17 protein-coding genes are annotated in these 15667 nt (G+C 69.6%); 7 read left to right on the top strand and 10 right to left on the bottom strand.

Translation table 11 applies throughout. From position 1 onward, the window contains the following. The first annotated feature begins 126 nt into the window (after positions 1–126). Positions 127–381, top strand: coding sequence for a Smr/MutS family protein (locus AMYBE_RS0103350; protein WP_003092780.1), 255 nt, complete (start codon positions 127–129; stop codon positions 379–381). Between the two features lie 65 nt (positions 382–446). Here AMYBE_RS0103350 and hsaB read toward each other — a convergent pair whose 3' ends face one another. From hsaB to AMYBE_RS0103325, 5 genes are read right to left on the bottom strand one after another with little or no spacing between them, the layout of a single operon-like run. Further along, the gene (gene hsaB / locus AMYBE_RS0103345) at positions 447–1007 is read right to left on the bottom strand and encodes a 3-hydroxy-9,10-secoandrosta-1,3,5(10)-triene-9,17-dione monooxygenase reductase subunit (RefSeq protein WP_020657922.1); all 561 of its coding nucleotides are present in this window, start codon (positions 1005–1007) and stop codon (positions 447–449) included. After that, complete coding sequence (gene hsaC / locus AMYBE_RS0103340) at positions 1004–1903, bottom strand: iron-dependent extradiol dioxygenase HsaC (RefSeq protein ID WP_020657921.1); 900 nt, start codon at positions 1901–1903, stop codon at positions 1004–1006. The genes hsaB and hsaC overlap by 4 nt, the downstream gene beginning before the upstream one ends. Further along, entirely contained in the window at positions 1903–2748 is an 846-nt protein-coding gene (hsaD, locus tag AMYBE_RS0103335; RefSeq protein ID WP_020657920.1) for a 4,5:9,10-diseco-3-hydroxy-5,9,17-trioxoandrosta-1(10),2-diene-4-oate hydrolase, read from the bottom strand. The genes hsaC and hsaD overlap by 1 nt, the downstream gene beginning before the upstream one ends. Then, positions 2748–3917, bottom strand: a complete 1170-nt coding sequence (hsaA, locus tag AMYBE_RS0103330; RefSeq protein ID WP_020657919.1) for a 3-hydroxy-9,10-secoandrosta-1,3,5(10)-triene-9,17-dione monooxygenase oxygenase subunit — start codon at positions 3915–3917, stop codon at positions 2748–2750. The genes hsaD and hsaA overlap by 1 nt, the downstream gene beginning before the upstream one ends. Positions 3918–3949: 32 nt before the next feature. Next, positions 3950–5536: an FAD-binding protein gene (locus AMYBE_RS0103325; protein WP_020657918.1), complete on the bottom strand. Its 1587-nt coding sequence runs from the start codon at positions 5534–5536 to the stop codon at positions 3950–3952. A 100-nt stretch (positions 5537–5636) separates the two neighbouring features. On the opposite strand from AMYBE_RS0103325, the gene kstD reads away from it, so the two are divergent. The 6 genes from kstD to AMYBE_RS0103295 are packed head-to-tail and all read left to right on the top strand — an operon-like array spanning position 5637 to position 11124. After that, on the top strand, positions 5637–7313 hold the full coding sequence (gene kstD, locus AMYBE_RS0103320) for a 3-oxosteroid 1-dehydrogenase (RefSeq protein ID WP_020657917.1): 1677 nt from the start codon (positions 5637–5639) through the stop codon (positions 7311–7313). After that, a complete protein-coding gene (locus tag AMYBE_RS0103315) occupies positions 7310–8485 on the top strand; it encodes a 3-ketosteroid-9-alpha-monooxygenase, oxygenase component (protein ID WP_020657916.1) in 1176 nt (391 codons plus the stop codon). The genes kstD and AMYBE_RS0103315 overlap by 4 nt, the downstream gene beginning before the upstream one ends. Next, positions 8482–8748, top strand: coding sequence for a hypothetical protein (locus tag AMYBE_RS0103310; RefSeq protein ID WP_020657915.1), 267 nt, complete (start codon positions 8482–8484; stop codon positions 8746–8748). The genes AMYBE_RS0103315 and AMYBE_RS0103310 overlap by 4 nt, the downstream gene beginning before the upstream one ends. Continuing rightward, positions 8741–9766 carry a ferredoxin--NADP reductase gene (locus AMYBE_RS0103305; protein ID WP_020657914.1) on the top strand — a complete coding sequence of 342 codons (1026 nt, stop codon included), beginning with the start codon at positions 8741–8743 and terminating at the stop codon, positions 9764–9766. The genes AMYBE_RS0103310 and AMYBE_RS0103305 overlap by 8 nt, the downstream gene beginning before the upstream one ends. A 10-nt stretch (positions 9767–9776) precedes the next feature. Then, positions 9777–10637: a MaoC/PaaZ C-terminal domain-containing protein gene (locus tag AMYBE_RS0103300; protein WP_020657913.1), complete on the top strand. Its 861-nt coding sequence runs from the start codon at positions 9777–9779 to the stop codon at positions 10635–10637. A 19-nt stretch (positions 10638–10656) separates the two neighbouring features. Further along, positions 10657–11124: a riboflavin kinase gene (locus AMYBE_RS0103295; RefSeq protein ID WP_020657912.1), complete on the top strand. Its 468-nt coding sequence runs from the start codon at positions 10657–10659 to the stop codon at positions 11122–11124. Positions 11125–11129: 5 nt separating this feature from the next. Here the strand turns inward: AMYBE_RS0103295 and AMYBE_RS0103290 are convergent, their stop codons facing one another. From AMYBE_RS0103290 to AMYBE_RS0103270, 5 genes are all read right to left on the bottom strand, one after another. Beyond that, entirely contained in the window at positions 11130–11678 is a 549-nt protein-coding gene (locus tag AMYBE_RS0103290) for a DUF5134 domain-containing protein (protein ID WP_084470338.1), read from the bottom strand. A gap of 345 nt (positions 11679–12023) precedes the next feature. Continuing rightward, positions 12024–13196 (bottom strand): lipid-transfer protein, encoded by a 1173-nt coding sequence (locus AMYBE_RS0103285; RefSeq protein WP_020657910.1) that lies wholly within the window; start codon positions 13194–13196, stop codon positions 12024–12026. Further along, a complete protein-coding gene (locus AMYBE_RS0103280; protein WP_020657909.1) occupies positions 13193–13591 on the bottom strand; it encodes a MaoC family dehydratase in 399 nt (132 codons plus the stop codon). The genes AMYBE_RS0103285 and AMYBE_RS0103280 overlap by 4 nt, the downstream gene beginning before the upstream one ends. Further along, entirely contained in the window at positions 13588–14496 is a 909-nt protein-coding gene (locus AMYBE_RS0103275; protein ID WP_020657908.1) for a bifunctional MaoC family dehydratase N-terminal/OB-fold nucleic acid binding domain-containing protein, read from the bottom strand. Before AMYBE_RS0103275 ends, AMYBE_RS0103280 begins: the two co-directional genes overlap by 4 nt. Further along, positions 14493–15665, bottom strand: a complete 1173-nt coding sequence (locus AMYBE_RS0103270; RefSeq protein WP_027927333.1) for an acyl-CoA dehydrogenase family protein — start codon at positions 15663–15665, stop codon at positions 14493–14495. The genes AMYBE_RS0103275 and AMYBE_RS0103270 overlap by 4 nt, the downstream gene beginning before the upstream one ends. Positions 15666–15667: the final 2 nt, after the last annotated feature.

The raw sequence follows: 15667 nt of genomic DNA, 5'->3' as shown, positions 1-15667 counted from the left end.
GTGCACCGCTCCGTCAGACGCCGACTTGAAGGCGATCCCGCACGCGCCGACGAAGTCGGCGCAATCCAACACAGATCCCGCACGCGCCGACGAAGTCGGCGCCATCCAACACAGCTATTATTAGGCATGAAGCTCAAGCTTGATCTTCACGACATCTACAACCGCGGCGGGGAGATCGACCGGGCGCTGCGCGCGATCATCGATGAGGCGGTGGCGAAGAAGGCGCCGCTTGTCGAGATCATTCCGGGTAAGGGGTCCGGGCAGTTGAAGAAGCACGTGCTGCGGTTCTTGGAGCGCAAGGATGTGAAGGCGCTGTATCACCGGGTGGAGAAGGACAAGGACAATTTCGGCCGGGTGTTCGTGCACTTCCGCTGGAAGTGAGCGGGTGGCCGGCTGGCTCGGGTACGGCGTACGGGTTGTCCCCGGCGCGGCCGCTCTCGAGGCGGTCAGAGCCAGTCGTCTGGCCGGGGCCAGGGCATCAGCGCGGCGAGCGCGTCCGGCACGGGTTCGGTGACGGTGTATCGGCCGCGGTGAAACAGCAGTGGTCGGGCTTCGGAAGTGTCGCCCAGCGCGGTTACCCGGCCGATCACCACGTAGTGGTCTCCGGCCGGGTGGACTGCCTGCACCTCGCAGTCGACCCAGGTCAGGGCCCCGTCCAGGAGCGGCGCGCCGGAGGGGGCGGGCTGCCAGGAGACGGCCGAGAACTTGTCGCCGCCGCGGCGGCCGAACTCCGCGCTGACCGCCTGCTGGTCTTCGGCGAGTACGTTGACCGCGAACGTTCCCGCCGCGGCCAGGGCCGGCCAGGTCCGCGAAGTCCGGGCGACGCAGAACAGCACCAGCGGCGGGTCGAGCGACAGCGCGGCGAAGGACTGGCAGGCGAATCCGACCGGTGCGCCGGTGCCGTCCGCCGCGATGCCGGTCACCACGGTCACGCCGGTGCAGAAGTGGCCGAGCACTTCGCGGAACCGTGCCGGGGCCGCTTCCCGGTCCGGCACCGCCGCGGTCATCGTGCTCCGACCGAGAAGTCGTGGCCCCATAACGAGACCGCGGTGCTTTCGCGGGCGATCCAGGCTTGGTCGTCGACCTGGCGGCCCTCGCAGCCGAACTCGACGTCGAAGCCGCCGGGGGTCTTCATGTAGAACGACAGCATCAGGTCGTTCACGTGCCGGCCCAGCGTCGCCGACATCGGCACGTTGCGGCGTTTCGCCCGGTCCAGGCACAAGCCGACGTCGTCGGTCTCCTCGACCTCCACCATCAGGTGCACGATCCCGCTCGGGGTCGGCATAGGCAGGAATGCGAGGCTGTGATGCCGCGGGTTGCAGCCGAAGAACCGCAGCCACGCCGGTTCGCCGTCGGCTGGGCGGCCGACCATCTGCGGCGGCATCCGCATCGAGTCGCGCAGGCGGAAGCCCAGTACGTCGCGGTAGAACGCGAGCGCGGCGGCGTCGTCGTGGGTCGACAAAACGACGTGTCCCAAGCCCTGTTCGCCGGTCACGAACCGGTGGCCGTACGGGCTTACGACGCGCCGGTGCTGCAGCGCCACCCCGTGGAAGACTTCCAGCGTGTTGCCGGACGGATCGGCGAAGCGCACCATTTCCGTCACGCGCCGGTCCGCCAGTTCTTCCGGCGTCCCTTCCTTGTACGGCACCGAAGCGGCGTCGAGCCGGGCGCGGATGTCGGCCAGCTCGGCGGCGTTCGCGGCCTCCCAGCCCGCCACCGAAAGCCGGTCCCGCTCGCCCGGAACGATCACCAGCCGGGCCGGGAAGTCGTCCATCCGCAGGTACAGCGCGTTCGGGTCGGTGCCTGAACCTTCCACCATGCCGAGGACTTTCAGCCCGTACTCGCGCCAGGCCGCCATGTCGGTCGCTTCGATCCGCAGATACGCCAGCGAGCTGATCGCCATCACACGCTCCCGAGGAAGTCGAGGGCGAGCCGGTTGAATTCGTCGAACTTCTCCAGCTGCGCCCAGTGTCCGCAGCCGCCGAACACGTGCAGTTGCGCGCGCGGGATCGTCTTCAACGCGAGCAGCGCGCCGTCCAGCGGATTGACCCGGTCCTCCCGGCCCCAGACGAGCAAGACCCGTTGCCGCAGGCGATAAGCCTCGCGCCACAACATGCCTTCCTCGAACGAGTCCGGCATCGTGAAGGACTTGCCCATCGCGCGCATCGCGGCCAGCGACTCAGGCGTGCGAGCGATCTCGAAGCGCTCGTCGATCAGCTCGTCGGTGACCAGTTTCTGGTCGTGCACCATGATCCGCAGGAACGCTTCCATCCGCTCCCGGGTCGGGTCGCCGGCGAACCGGGACAGCAGCCGCACGCCTTCGGTCGGATCCGGGGCGAACAGGTTGACGCTCAGCCCGCCCGCGCCCATCAGCACCAGCCGGCCCGCGCGATCCGGGTGGTTCAGCGCGAGCCGTACCGACGCGCCCGCGCCCAGTGAGTTGCCGACCAGGTGCGCACGCTCGATGCCCAGCGCGTCCATCAGCCCGACGACCGCGTCCGCGCTGTGCCGGAAGTACTGCGGATGCTCCGCTGGCTTGTCCGATCGGCCGAACCCGGGCTGGTCGATCGCCAGCGTCCGGTACGACTTCCCGAACACCGGCACGTTGCGGCCGAAGTTGCTCCACGCCGAAGCACCCGGGCCGCCGCCGTGCAGCAGCAGCACCGTCTCGGCGTTCTCCGCGCCGGATTCGTGGTAGTGCAGGCGTAGCCCGCCCGCGACGTCGACATAGGAACCTTCGGGAGCCATCACACCATCGCATTCTCGACAGGCAGCCCGAAGGCTCCGGTGCCGTACATGACGTACGCGCGTTCAGCATCGTTCGCCGCGTGCACCCGGCCCGCGTGCGCGTCGCGCCAGAACCGCTGGATCGGCGTTCCTCGTTGCAGCGCGCGGCCGCCGGAGTTCTCGAAAAGCCGGTCGATCGCGGAGATCGCCCGCTCGGTGCCGCGCACCTGGTCGCGGCGCACCCGCAGGCGGGTGCTGAACGGCAGCTTCTCGCCCTGGCAAGCGAGCTGGTACAGCTCGTCGATGTTGTGCGTCAGCTGGAGCCAGGCCGCGTCGATCTCGCTGGCCGCCTCGGCGATCCGGATCTTGGCGAACGGGTCCTCTTTGGACTGTTCGCCCGCGTATGCGGCGCGCACCCGCTTGCCTTGGTACTCCACGTGCGCGTCGTATGCGCCCTGCGCCATTCCGATGATCGGCGCGGTGATCGTGCTCGGGTGCACGGAACCGTAGGGCAGCTTGTAGAGCGGTCCCGGGTTCACTTCCTGTCCCGGAGTCTTGCACTTCGACGTCGCCATGAAGCTCAGCGCGCGGTGCTTCGGCACGAAGACGTCCTCGACGACGATGTCGTTGGACCCGGTGCCGCGCAGCCCGACGGTGTCCCAGACGTCCACAATGGAGTAGTCGGAGATCGGCACCAGATACGTGCAGAAGTCCACCGGCTTGCCGTCGGCGAACGCCGGCCCGCCCAGCAGCACCCACGTGCAGTGGTCGCTGCCGGAGGAGAAGCTCCACCGGCCGGACAGCCGGTAGCCGCCCTCGACCACGGTGGCCTTGCCCATCGGGGCGTACGACGAAGAAATCCGCACGTCGTGGTCCTCGCCCCACACGTCGGCCTGGGCTTGCGCGTCGAACAACGCGACGTGCCACGGGTGCACGCCCAGAATCGACGCCACCCAGCCGGTGGATCCGCAGGCACTCGCGATGAGCTTGACCGCGGTGTAGAAACTGACCGGGTCGGCTTCGTAGCCGCCGTACGGTTTTGGTTGCAGCAGGCGGAAAAACCCGGTCTCCTGCAGCGCTTTCACGGACTCGGCGGGGATCCGGCGGGCGTCCTCGGTCTCCTGTGCGCGTTCCCGCAGCACGGGGAGCAGGTCGCGCACCCCCGCCATCACGGCAGCCAGCTCGCTCATCGGCCGTCCTCTCTCGCTCGACACGACCAAGACTAGAACACGTTCTCGTTTTTGTCGACGCGGTCGATCCCCCGCGCGCCGTTACGCCCTGCCCGGCGGCCGGAAAACACGCAGTCGGCCAGCGAAAGGCCGCTCACATACGACCTGGAACAGATTCCCACCGCGGTACGCCCGGCGGCGTACAGCCCGGGTACGCCGGCCACCGCGCCGGTGTCCTCGTCCACGACCAGGCCGCCGAGCGTGAGCATCGGGCACGGGTAGCCGAGGTTGGGTTTCACCGACACGTCGATCAGCGAATACGGCGGAGTGTCCAGCGGCCGCGCGAACTCCGGAGGCTTGCCCGCCGGGTCCGGGCCGCGCTGGTACGCGGCATAGGTCGCGGCCAGTCCGGCCGGATCGACACCAGCGCGCGCGGCCACCTCCTCCAGTGTTGCGCCGGTCACCCGGCCCTTGCCGAGGAGGTACCTCAGCTGCAGCGTCGCGAACCACTGGCCCTGCTTGCGGCCGTCCCGGCGCGCCTCGGCGACGATCGACTCGTCCACCAGCAGCCAGCCGCGTCCGCCGTGCTCGGCGATCATCCGCTCGCCGATCGCCGCACCGTAGCGGGATTCGTCGATGATCCGGCGGCCGTCCACGTCCACCAGCAGGCCGCCCAGGAACGCCGTCGGCGGCGTGAGGAACCGCCACGCGGACACCCGGTCCAGCTCCGCCGTCCGCCCGCCGGCCTCGACGCCCATCCGGATGCCGGAACCGTCGTCCGCCGAAGTGCCCAGATCGAGTCCGCCGCGATACAGCGGCGCGTGCTCCCGCACCATCGCCCGGTTCACGATGAACCCGCCAGCCGCCAGCACGACGCCTCGCCGCGCGACAATCCGCAGCTCACGCGCGTGGCTGCGCTCGAAGCGCTCGACCCGCCGGTGCAGCGACCGCCGCATCGCGGGCACATAGATGCCCGGCTTCGCCGCCCAGTCCGCGAGCCGCGCATGCCGCGCGCGGACCGTCGCAGGCGCGTCCCGCAGGCTCCGGGTGACGACCCCGGTCACCGTGCCCGAGTCATCGGTGATCAGGTTGACCGCTTGCGTCTGGGGCAGCACCCGCACGCCGCGCCGCCTCGCCGTCGCGAGCAGCTGCTTCATCAGCATCTTCCCGGACGTGCCGGGGCCTTTGACCCGATGTCCGCGCGGCGCGGGTTTCGCCACGTCGCGGAAGCCGCCGGACAGCTCGCTGCCGGAGTAGTACAGGTAGTGCGCGTTGCTGGGATACGACGTCTTGTAGTCGCAGAGACTGCCCTCGAAGGGCACGCCTTGCCGCTCCAGCCACGCGACCAGCTCGACGCTTTCCTCACAGAACCGCCGCAAGGTCCGTTCTGTCACGACGTCGCCGGTTTCCTCCCGGAGGTAGGCGTACATCGCGTCCACGCTGTCGTAGACACCGGCGGCCCGCTGCTGCGGCGTGCCGCCTCCGGCGTAAACCACGCCACCGCTTACCCGGCTGGCCCCGCCGCCGGAAAAGCGGTCGACCAGGAGCACGTCGGCGCCCGCGTCGGCTGCTTCGATGGCCGCGCACACGCCGGCCGCGCCGGCTCCGATGATCACGACGTCCGCACCGAGCTCGTCCATAGTCCGCCACCCTAGAACTGAAACACGTTCTCGTCTATGGTGACAGAAGTGGCCCCGAGCAGGCCAGCTTCAGCCGATAACACGTTGCATGTGAGGTGGCATGTCGGACGAGTACGACGTGGTAGTGGCCGGCAGCGGCGCCGCCGGAATGACCGCCGCGCTCGCCGCCGCCCACCGCGGGCTTTCCGTGGTGGTGCTGGAAAAGGCAGCCTGCTTCGGCGGTTCGACCGCGCGGTCCGGCGGCGGCGTCTGGCTGCCCGGCAACCACGCGCTGCGGGCCGCGGGCATCGAAGAACCACCCGAACGCGCGAAGCAGTACCTGGAATCGATCGTCGGCGACGTCGTGCCCGAGCAGCTGCGCACGACGTTCCTCGACCACGGCCCCGAAGTGCTGGAGTTCGTCACGAAGCACACGCCGCTCGAGTTCCAGTGGGTCCGCGACTACAGCGACTACCACCCGGAAGCGCCCGGCGGGCGGCCCGGCGGCCGGTCCGTCGAGCCGAAGGCCCTCGACGGGAAGCTGCTCGGCGCGGACCTCGCCCAGCTGGAACCGCCGTACAGCGCGCCGCCGCTAGGCGTGCCGATCACCCAGGCGGACTACCGGTGGCTCAGCCTGATCGCCCGGCACCCGCGCGGTTTCGGCCGGTTGCTGTCGCTGGGCATGAGGTGGCTGGCCGGGCGGGTCCGCGGGCAGCAGCCGCTGTCCATGGGGCAAGCGCTCGCGGCCGGGTTGCGCAAGGGACTGCGGGACGCTGGCGTCGAGGTTCTGCTGAACACGCCGCTGCTGGACCTGCACGTCGAGAACGACGTCGTGACCGGCATCGTGGCGCGGCGAGGAGACACCGAAACCGTCTTCCGCGCCCGCCGCGGCGTCGTGCTGGCCTGCGGCGGCTTCGAACACAACGAAGAGATGCGCACCAAGTACCAGCGCGCGCCGATCGGCACCGAATGGACCGTCGGCGCGGAGGCGAACACCGGCGACGGCATCAACGCCGGACTCAAACTGGGCGCGGCGACCGACCTGATGGACGACGCGTGGTGGGGCCCTTCGTTCCCGCTCACCGGCGGCCCGTGGTTCGCGCTCGCCGAACGGTCCCGGCCGGGCTGCCTGATGGTCGACGAAGGCGGAACGCGGTTCGTCAACGAATCGGCACCGTACGTCGAAGCCGTGCACGCGATGTACGGCGAAGGCGACGGGCCAGGTCAGCACGTGCCCGCATGGCTGGTTTTCGACCAGCGCTACCGCGACCGCTACCTGTTCACCGGCCTCGGGCCGCGGCAGCCGCTGCCCGGACGCTGGTACCAGGCGGGCATCGTGGCGAAGTCCGCGACGCTGTCCGGGCTCGCCGAGAAGATCGGCGTACCGGCCGACGCGCTGGAGCAGACCGTCACCCGGTTCAACGGCTTCGCCCGCAACGGCGTCGACGAGGACTTCCAGCGGGGCCTGAGCGCCTACGACCACTACTACGGCGACCCGCGCAACCGCCCCAACCCGAGCCTCGGCGAACTCGTCAAGGCGCCGTACTACGCCGTTCGCGTGGTCCCCGGCGACCTCGGCACCAAGGGCGGGCTGCGCACCGACGAGAACGCCCGGGTCCTGCGCGAGGACGGCACCGTCGTGCCCGGCCTCTACGCGGCGGGCAACACCAGTGCGGCCGTGATGGGCCGGACCTACGCCGGGCCCGGCGCGACTATCGGCCCGGCGATGGTTTTCGGCTACCTTGCGGCACAGGCGCTGGCCAACGAAGATCAGACCGGCACGGGAGGCAGGCAGTGACGCCCACAACGCAGGGATCCGAGATCCGCACGATCGACGCGGGCGCGCCGCCCGCGCGGTTCGCCCGCGGCTGGCACTGCCTCGGCCTGGCCGAGAGCTTCCGCGACGGGAAGCCGCACGCGGTGCAGGCGTTCGGCACCAAGCTCGTGGTCTTCGCCGACACCGCCGGGAAGCTGAACGTGCTCGACGGCTACTGCCGGCACATGGGCGGCGACCTCACCCAAGGCTCGGTCAAGGGCGACGAGATCGCCTGCCCGTTCCACGACTGGCGATGGAGCGGCACCGGCAAGTGCAAGTCGATCCCGTACGCCAAACGCGTCCCGCTGCGGGCGCGCACCCGGTCCTGGCAGGTGCTGGAGGAGAACCAGCAGCTGTTCGTCTGGCACGACCCGGAGGGCAACCCGCCGCCGGAGAACGTGGTGATCCCCCGTGTCGAGGGCGCGTTCAGCGACGAGTGGAGCAACTGGACCTGGGACTCGATCCTGATCGAGAACGCCAACTGCCGCGAGATCATCGACAACGTGGTGGACATGGCGCACTTCTTCTACATCCACTACGCCTTCCCCACCTACTTCAAGAACGTGTTCGAGGGCCACATCGCCACCCAGTACCTCAACACCAAGGGCCGTCCGGACATGGGCATGGCGTCCAACTACGGCGGCGAGGAGAACCTGCTGCGGTCGGAGGCGTCCTACTTCGGGCCGTCCTACATGATCAACTGGCTGGTGAATTCCTTCCAGGGCTTCGAGATCGAGAACGTGCTGATCAACTGCCACTACCCGGTCTCGCCGACCTCGTTCGTGCTGCAGTGGGGCATCATGGTGAAGAAGATGCCCGGCATCTCCGACGAGCACGCGGACAAGATCGCCGCGAAGCTGGCGAAGGGAATCGGCGTCGGGTTCCTGCAGGACGTGGAGATCTGGAAGAACAAGACCAAGGTCGACAACCCGCTGCTGTGCGAGGAGGACGGCCCGGTCTACCAGCTGCGCCGCTGGTACGAGCAGTTCTACGTGGACGCGGCGGACGTCACCGAGGACATGACCCGCCGCTTCGAGTTCGAAGTGGACACCACGAAGGCGAACGAGGCGTGGTCGGCCGAAGTGCGGGAGAACCTGGCACGCCAGCGGGCGGAGGCGGAAGCCGCGGCCGAATCGGAAGAGGCCGGGGTGTGACCGCCGAAGTCACCGAATTCCTCACCGCCGGGCTGCGGCCGCACGTTTGCCGCAGCTGCGGGACCTGTGTGCTGGTGAAGAAGAACAGCTTGAAGCACACCAGCATCCAGTGGACCACCGACGCCGCGACCAGCTGCCCGGTGTTCGCCGCGCACGCCGCCGCCGGCGGCACCACGGCGTTGCTGGACACCTGCGACAAGCTGTCGGACAGCATCGACAGCTCAGTGCGCGACGGGAGTTTCGGGGCGGTGGGCCATGACTGAGGTCGTGACGCTGACCGTCGCCGAGGTGATCGAGGAAACCGCGGACGCCCGGTCCATCGTGTTCACGGTTCCGGCCGAGCACGCGGACCGGTTCGCCTACTCCCCCGGCCAGTTCCTCACGCTCCGGATTCCCAGCGACCAAACGGGTTCCGTCGCGCGGTGCTACTCGCTCTCGAGCGCACCGCACGAGGGCCGGGTGCAGGTGACTGTGAAGCGCACGGCGGACGGGTACGGCTCGAACTGGGTCTGCGACCAGCTGCGCGCCGGGGCGAGCATCGACGTGCTCCGCCCGTCCGGCGTGTTCTGTCCGTCCTCTTTGGACGCGGACTTCCTGCTTTTCGCCGCCGGCAGCGGGATCACCCCGGTGATGTCGATCCTCAAGTCCGCACTGGAAAAGGGAGCCGGGCGAGTCGTGCTGGTCTACGCCAACCGGGACGAGCGGTCGGTGATCTTCGCTGCCGATCTGCGCGACCTGGCGGCCCGGTTCGGCGATCGGCTGACCGTCGTGCACTGGCTGGAGAGCGTGCAGGGACTGCCTTCCGTTGCCGCGCTCCGCGCGCTCGCCGCACCGTACAGTTCGCGCGAATCGTTTCTCTGCGGACCGGCCCCGTTCATGGCCGCCGCGCAGGACGCGCTGCGCGAGCTGGGCGTGCCGCGCGAACGGGTGCACGTCGAGAAGTTCCACTCGCTCACCGGCAATCCGTTCGAGGACCAGCCGGAACCGGAGCCCGAGGCGTCCGGCGAGACCACCGAGCTGACCGTCGACCTGGACGGCGAGACCCGCCAAGTCACCTGGCCGCGGCAGCGAAAGCTGCTCGACCACCTGCTCGCCGAAGGCTTCGACGCGCCGTACTCGTGCCGCGAAGGCCAGTGCAGCGCGTGCGCTTGCCGCCTGGTGTCCGGCGAGGTGAAGATGCTGAACAACGAGGTGCTGGACGCCGAGGACATCGCCGACGGGATCGTGCTGGCCTGCCAGTCGGTGCCGTTGACGGACGAGGTGTCGGTCAGCTACGAGTGAAGGAGAGCCAGTGCCCATCGATCCCGCGGTCGCGATCGGCGCCGATCTCGGCGAGGTCAGTTTCGCCTGGACGCCGTCCGACGTGCTGCTCTACCACCTTGGCGTCGGAGCGGGCGCGGACCCGGTGAGCGAGCGCGAGCTGCGCTACACCTACGAGCGTGACCTGCGCGTGCTGCCGACTTTCGCGACCGTCGCGGCGAACCTGCGCACCTTCGAGCCGCCCGCGCTGGACTTCCCCGGCGTGGACATCGACCTGGCGAAGGTGCTGCACGGCAAGCAGGAGATCGAACTGCACCGGCCGATCCCGGTCGAGGGCAAGGGCCTCGCGCGCACCCGGATCGTCGACGTGTTCGACAAGGGCAAGGCCGCGGTGCTGGTGCAGCAGACGGAGGTCGTCGACGAGTCGGGCGCTGCGCTGTGGACGGCCCGGTCCAGCATCTTCGCCAGGGGCGAAGGCGGCTTCGGCGGCGAACGCGGTCCGTCGGACCGGATCGAGTGGCCCGACCGCGAACCGGACACGGTGCTCGAGGTGCCGACGCTGCCCCAGCAGGCCCTGTTGTACCGGCTCTGCGGCGACCGCAACCCGCTGCACGCCGACCCCGCGTTCGCCAAGGCCGCCGGCTTCGACCGGCCGATCCTGCACGGGCTGTGCACCTACGGCGTGGTCGCGAAGGCCGTGGTGGACGCGTACCTGGACGGCGATCCGGACCGCGTCTCGGCATTCGGGACGAAGTTCGCCGGAGTGGTGTTCCCCGGCGAGCGACTGCGGGTGCGGATCTGGCAGGAAACCGGCCGTTTGCTGGTCACCACCACCGCACCGGAGCGAGACGACGCTCCTGTGCTCGCCGACACAGTGCTCGTGCCCCGCTGACCCGTTATACGGTTGTCCCATGGCGGACGAGCAAGACGGCACCTACTTTGTGGTGCGCGGCCCGGTCGAGCCCGGCGACAAGCGCGGCCGGGAACTGGGTTTCCCCACCGCGAACATCGCGCTGCGCGATCAGCGCGGCGAGCTGGGCGACGGGGTGTGGGCCGGCTGGGCGGAACGGGCGGACGGCATCCGAGTGGCTTCCGCGGTGTCCGTCGGCCGCCGCCCGACCTACTACGGGGCGGACGGCTACAGGCTGGTCGAGGCGTTCCTGCTCGATTTCGAGGGCGACCTGTACGGCGAGCGGCTGACCGTGTGGCTCGGCAAGCACCTGCGCAGCCAGGAGGCGTACGAGTCGTCGCAGGAGCTGATCGACGCGCTGGGGCGCGACGTCGCCGCCACCCGCGAATGGGTCGCCGCGCATCCCGCCGACGCGCTGCCGAACCTGGCCGAAGTGCCACCGGACGGCGAAGTGCAGCACCTCAGGTGAACCCGCTACACCGCAGCAAGCAGCATCCAGCCCATCCCCACGCCCATCGCGGCCCGGCACCAGGTCCGCGACAGGTGGCCGGGGACGACGGCGATGCCGCGCAGTCGCGTCGCCGCCACGCCGGAGCGGACCGCGTCCACCGCGAAGTACGCCACCGCGGCCAGGCCGACCGCCGGCCAGGCCAGCCGAGCGTCCATTGTGGACATCGTGAGCCACGGACCGTGCACCATGCCGCCGTGTGGCATCGCGGTGACCATGTACAGCATCGCGGCCGCGGACAGCGCATGGTGAGCGCAGCCGTGGGACCGATCGCGCCAGGCCGCGTAGCCGAACCAGCCCGCGGTGAGCACCAGCACCGCCTGCCAGCCCGCCGCCGGAATCGGCCCGCCGACCGGCGACAGCATCGCCACCATCGCGACGACCAGCAGAAGTTCGGCGAGATCGCCGTTGCGCACCCGGTCACCGAGGCGGACGTAGTCGAGTTTCACCAGCCGGAACACGCACGGCAGCGCCAGCAACGCGAACAGCGCGGTGAGCAGCCACGCCAGCGGCACGCTCACCGCGGGCAGCAGGGGACGGCAGTGGCGGACACGGTCGCACCTCTTCTCGGACACGCTGCGTCACTCGGTCCTCACTACCGTGACACGCGCTCGCGGTGGGACACCAGCCAGCAATAAGGTGATCCGCGTTGACCCACAAGGGTTATGCGCGGGCTGACAAGCGGTGATCCTGCCGGGGGTAGCGGCGCTCCGGTACTCCGTCACGGCCCTGCGGCGGGCCTGCGGCGACCCTGCGGTGACTCGGTCGACGGTTGTGCCGTGAAGGGCCCCCTGAGGGACTTAGATTCCGGCAAGGGGCCCCTCACGGACTACGGCCCAGCACCAAGCCGCTCGCACCTCTCACCGAACGCCCGTCAGCACCAAACCGCTCGTCGGCACGCCGGTTCCGGCCGTCACCACCGCGGTGCCGGCACCGCCGACCTGGTTCGCGGCCGTCCCTCGCAGCTGCCGGACTGCCTCCGCGATGCCGTTCATGCCGTGGATGTAGGCCTCGCCGAGCTGGCCGCCGTGCGGGTTCAGCGGGAGCTTCCCGCCGATCGTCAACGTGTCCCCGGCGATGAAGTCCTTAGCCTCCCCTCGGCCGCAGAACCCCAGTTCCTCCAGCTGCATCAACACATACGGCGTGAAGTGGTCATACAGCACCGCGACGTCCACATCGGACGGCCCGATTCCGGACTGTGCCCACAGCTGCCGCCCGACCACGCCCATCTCCGGCAGCGCGGCCAGGTCGTCGCGGTAGTAGCTGGTCATCACGTACTGGTCCGGTCCGCTCCCCTGCGCCGCGGCAGCGACCACCACCGGCGCCTGCCGGAGGTCGCGTGCGCGTTCCAGGCTGGTGATGACCAGCGCCACCCCGCCATCGCTCTCTTGGCAACAGTCCAGCAGGTGCAACGGTTCCGCGACCCACCGGGAAGCCTGATGCTCTTCCAGCGTGATCGGCCGACCATGGAACCAGGCCTTCGGGTTGGTCGCCGCATGGGCTCGGTCGATCACCGCGATCTTGCCGAAATCCGCACTGCTGGCACCATATTCGTGCAGGTACCGGCGCGCGACCATGGCCACCGTCGCGGCCGGGGTGGCGATGCCCATCGGATAGTGGAACGCATTGTCCACTCCGGACGAATTGACCTGCTGCGCGGCCGCCGAGGACACCCGGCCGAACCGCATCCCGGACCGTTCGTTGAACGCCCGGTACGCGACCACGACATCCGCGATCCCGGTGGCGACCGCCATCGCCGCCTGCTGCACCGTCGCCGCGGCCGCCCCGCCGCCGTAGTGCACCCGGCTGAAGAACGTCAGCTCCGGGATGCCCAGTTCGCGGGCGAGCGCGATCTCCGCGTTGCCGTCCATGGTGAACGACACCATCCCGTCCACATCGGACGGTTTCAGGCCGGCATCGGCCAGCGCGTGGCTGACGCATTCCGAGGCCAGCCGCAGTTCGCTGCGGCCGGAGTCCTTGGAGAACTCGGTCGCGCCGATCCCGGCGATCGCGGTGGTTCCGGTGAACGTCATGCGTCCTCCTCCGGCAGTGTCAGCGAAACCGTGCCGGTGACGTGCGCGCCCAGACTGTCCACGGCGGACACCTCCAGCTCGATTTCCGCGCCGTCGCGGGCCGTCACCTTGCCGGAGAAGGTGAGCGTGTCGCCGGCGTAGCACGGCACCCCGAGCCGGATCTTGATCGAGCGGATGAACGCCTGCGGACCCGCCCAGTCGCTCACATACCGTTGCACGAGACCGGTGTCGGTGAGGATGTTGAGAAAGATGTCCTTCGACCCGCGGGCGAGCGCGGCGTCCCGGTCGTGGTGCACGTCCTGGAAGTCCCGGGTGGCCAGCGCGGTGCTGATCACGAACGTCGGCGTCGCCTCGATCACCAGCGGCGGCAGTTCGGTCCCGACTGCGACGGTCATCGCGCCACCTTCCAAGCGGGCAGGGTCAGCTCGTCGTCGACCCGGACGAACGCGGCCGTCACCGGGAGGCCGACACGGACCTCGGCTGGGTCCGCGTCGAGCAGTTCGGCCATCACCCGGACGCCCTCTTCCAGTTCCACCAACGCGACCACGAACGGCAGCCGCTTGCCCGGTACCGCCGGGTGGTGGTGCACGACGAAGCTGTAGACCGTTCCCCGTCCGCTGGCCACGACGTAGTCCGGCACCGTGTCCAGCGAACCGTCCGGCGGCATCGGGCCGGGCGGATGCCGCAGCACCTCGCCCCACCGCTGGATCCGCAGCTCGCCTTCCTTCAAGCCTTCCCAGAAGAACGCGGTGTCGTGGCTGATCACCGGCCGCAGCACCGGCGAAGGCGGCGGCTCGGGTTCGCGCGGGCGGAACTTGAGCACGCGGAACACCATGTCCGCCACCAGTTCCCCGTCCACGTACCAGTTCGTGCGGGTGGTGACGAACCAGCCTTCGCCGAGGCCGGTCCTTTTCGGGCCGGTGACGTCCTCCAGGACGTTCGTGGTCGAAACCTGTTCGCCCGGCCGCAAGTAGCGGTGGTAGGTCTGCTCGGAGTTCGTGGCCACGATGGAGGTGAACCCGGCTTCGTCCAGCACCTTGAGGATCGCGCCGAGCGGATCGTCGTCCCCGCGCACCCCGTGCAGCCCGGGCATCGTCCACACCTGCGCCATCGCCGGCGGCGCGACGAGTCCCTTGTGGACGCTCGTCTCGGCGAACTCCGGATCGGTGTAGACCAGGTTGGCGTCGCCGATCGCCTCGACCCAGTTGTTGACCATCGCCTGGTTCACCGGGTCGCGCGCGAGCCTCGGCGAGCTCGCGCCCCGTGCGGCGATTTTCGCGGCGGCTTCCTCGATCGTCATCGCGGCACCCTCGGCAGGTTCAGTCCGGCGGAGGCGATCAGTTCGCGCTGGATCTCGCTGACGCCGCCGCCGAAGGTCAGCACCAGGTTCCGTTTGGCCAGCACGTCGAGCCATTCGGCGAGCTCGGCGGTGTCCGGGTCGGCGAGGTCTCCGTGCCGGCCGACCAGTTCCTCCAGCAGCCGGGCGATCCGCTGGATGCGTTCGGAGGCGAACACCTTCGTCGCCGACGCGTCCGCGATCTCCACCGAGCCGTCCGCCGCCGCGGCCGCGACCTGCCAGTTCAGCAGCTCGTTGACCCGCGCGACGGCGAACGTCTCGGCCAGCACCGCACGCACGTCCGGGAGGTCGAGCAACGGCGTCCCGTCCGGTGTGCGGCGCGCGGCCGCCCAGGCCCAGACGCGGTCGTGCAGGCCGCCGATGCGCCCGGCCGGGCCGAGCATCACGCGCTCGTGGTTGAGCTGCGTGGTGATCAGCCGCCAGCCGCGGTTTTCCTCGCCCACCAGCATGTTCGCCGGCACTCGGACGTCCTCGTAGAACGTCGCGTTGACGTGGTGCGCGCCGTCGCAGGTGATGATCGGCGTCCACGAATAACCGGGATCGCGGGTGTCCACGATGAGGATCGAGATGCCCTTGTGCTTCGGCGCGTCCGGGTCGGTGCGCACGGCGAGCCAGACGTAGTCCGCGTCGTGCCCGCCGGTGGTGAAGATCTTCTGGCCGTTGACCACGTAATGGTCGCCGTCGCGCACCGCGCGGGTGCGCAGCGAGGCGAGGTCGGTGCCCGCTTCCGGTTCGGTGTAGCCGATCGCGAAGTGCACTTCCCCGGCCAGGATCCTCGGCAGGAAGCGCGCTTTCTGCTCCTCGGTGCCGAACGCCTGCAGCGTCGGGCCGACGGTCTGCAGCGTCACCGACGGCAACTGGACGTCCGCGCGGGCGGCTTCGTCGACGAAGAGGTGCTGCTCGATCTCGCCGAAACCGCCGCCGCCGTATTCCTTCGGCCAGCCGACGCCGAGCTTCCCGTCGCGGCCCATCCGGCGCACCACGTCGCGGTACACCGGCCCGTGCCGTTCGCGCAGCAACGCCTTGCGCTCCTCTGCGGTCAGCAGTCCGGCGAAGTACTCGCGCAGCTGTGCCCGCAGTTCCTGCTGCGCGGCCGTAAGTTCGATGTGCATGG

Origin of the sequence: Amycolatopsis benzoatilytica AK 16/65 (assembly GCF_000383915.1) — a bacterium.
GTDB classification, from domain to species: Bacteria; Actinomycetota; Actinomycetes; order Mycobacteriales; family Pseudonocardiaceae; genus Amycolatopsis; species Amycolatopsis benzoatilytica.
Note: the sequence above shows the minus strand (reverse complement) of the source record. Positions and strands in the feature narration are given on the sequence as shown.

What these genes read in the sequence shown, in the direction of transcription:
- AMYBE_RS0103350 (WP_003092780.1), top strand. Translation starts at nt 127, where the DNA reads ATGAAGCTCAAGCTTGATCTTCACGACATCTACAACCGCGGCGGGGAG.
- hsaB (WP_020657922.1), bottom strand. Translation starts at nt 1,007, where the DNA reads ATGACCGCGGCGGTGCCGGACCGGGAAGCGGCCCCGGCACGGTTCCGC.
- hsaC (WP_020657921.1), bottom strand. Translation starts at nt 1,903, where the DNA reads ATGGCGATCAGCTCGCTGGCGTATCTGCGGATCGAAGCGACCGACATG.
- hsaD (WP_020657920.1), bottom strand. Translation starts at nt 2,748, where the DNA reads ATGGCTCCCGAAGGTTCCTATGTCGACGTCGCGGGCGGGCTACGCCTG.
- hsaA (WP_020657919.1), bottom strand. Translation starts at nt 3,917, where the DNA reads ATGAGCGAGCTGGCTGCCGTGATGGCGGGGGTGCGCGACCTGCTCCCC.
- AMYBE_RS0103325 (WP_020657918.1), bottom strand. Translation starts at nt 5,536, where the DNA reads ATGGACGAGCTCGGTGCGGACGTCGTGATCATCGGAGCCGGCGCGGCC.
- kstD (WP_020657917.1), top strand. Translation starts at nt 5,637, where the DNA reads ATGTCGGACGAGTACGACGTGGTAGTGGCCGGCAGCGGCGCCGCCGGA.
- AMYBE_RS0103305 (WP_020657914.1), top strand. Translation starts at nt 8,741, where the DNA reads ATGACTGAGGTCGTGACGCTGACCGTCGCCGAGGTGATCGAGGAAACC.
- AMYBE_RS0103295 (WP_020657912.1), top strand. Translation starts at nt 10,657, where the DNA reads ATGGCGGACGAGCAAGACGGCACCTACTTTGTGGTGCGCGGCCCGGTC.
- AMYBE_RS0103285 (WP_020657910.1), bottom strand. Translation starts at nt 13,196, where the DNA reads ATGACGTTCACCGGAACCACCGCGATCGCCGGGATCGGCGCGACCGAG.
- AMYBE_RS0103280 (WP_020657909.1), bottom strand. Translation starts at nt 13,591, where the DNA reads ATGACCGTCGCAGTCGGGACCGAACTGCCGCCGCTGGTGATCGAGGCG.
- AMYBE_RS0103275 (WP_020657908.1), bottom strand. Translation starts at nt 14,496, where the DNA reads ATGACGATCGAGGAAGCCGCCGCGAAAATCGCCGCACGGGGCGCGAGC.
- AMYBE_RS0103270 (WP_027927333.1), bottom strand. Translation starts at nt 15,665, where the DNA reads ATGCACATCGAACTTACGGCCGCGCAGCAGGAACTGCGGGCACAGCTG.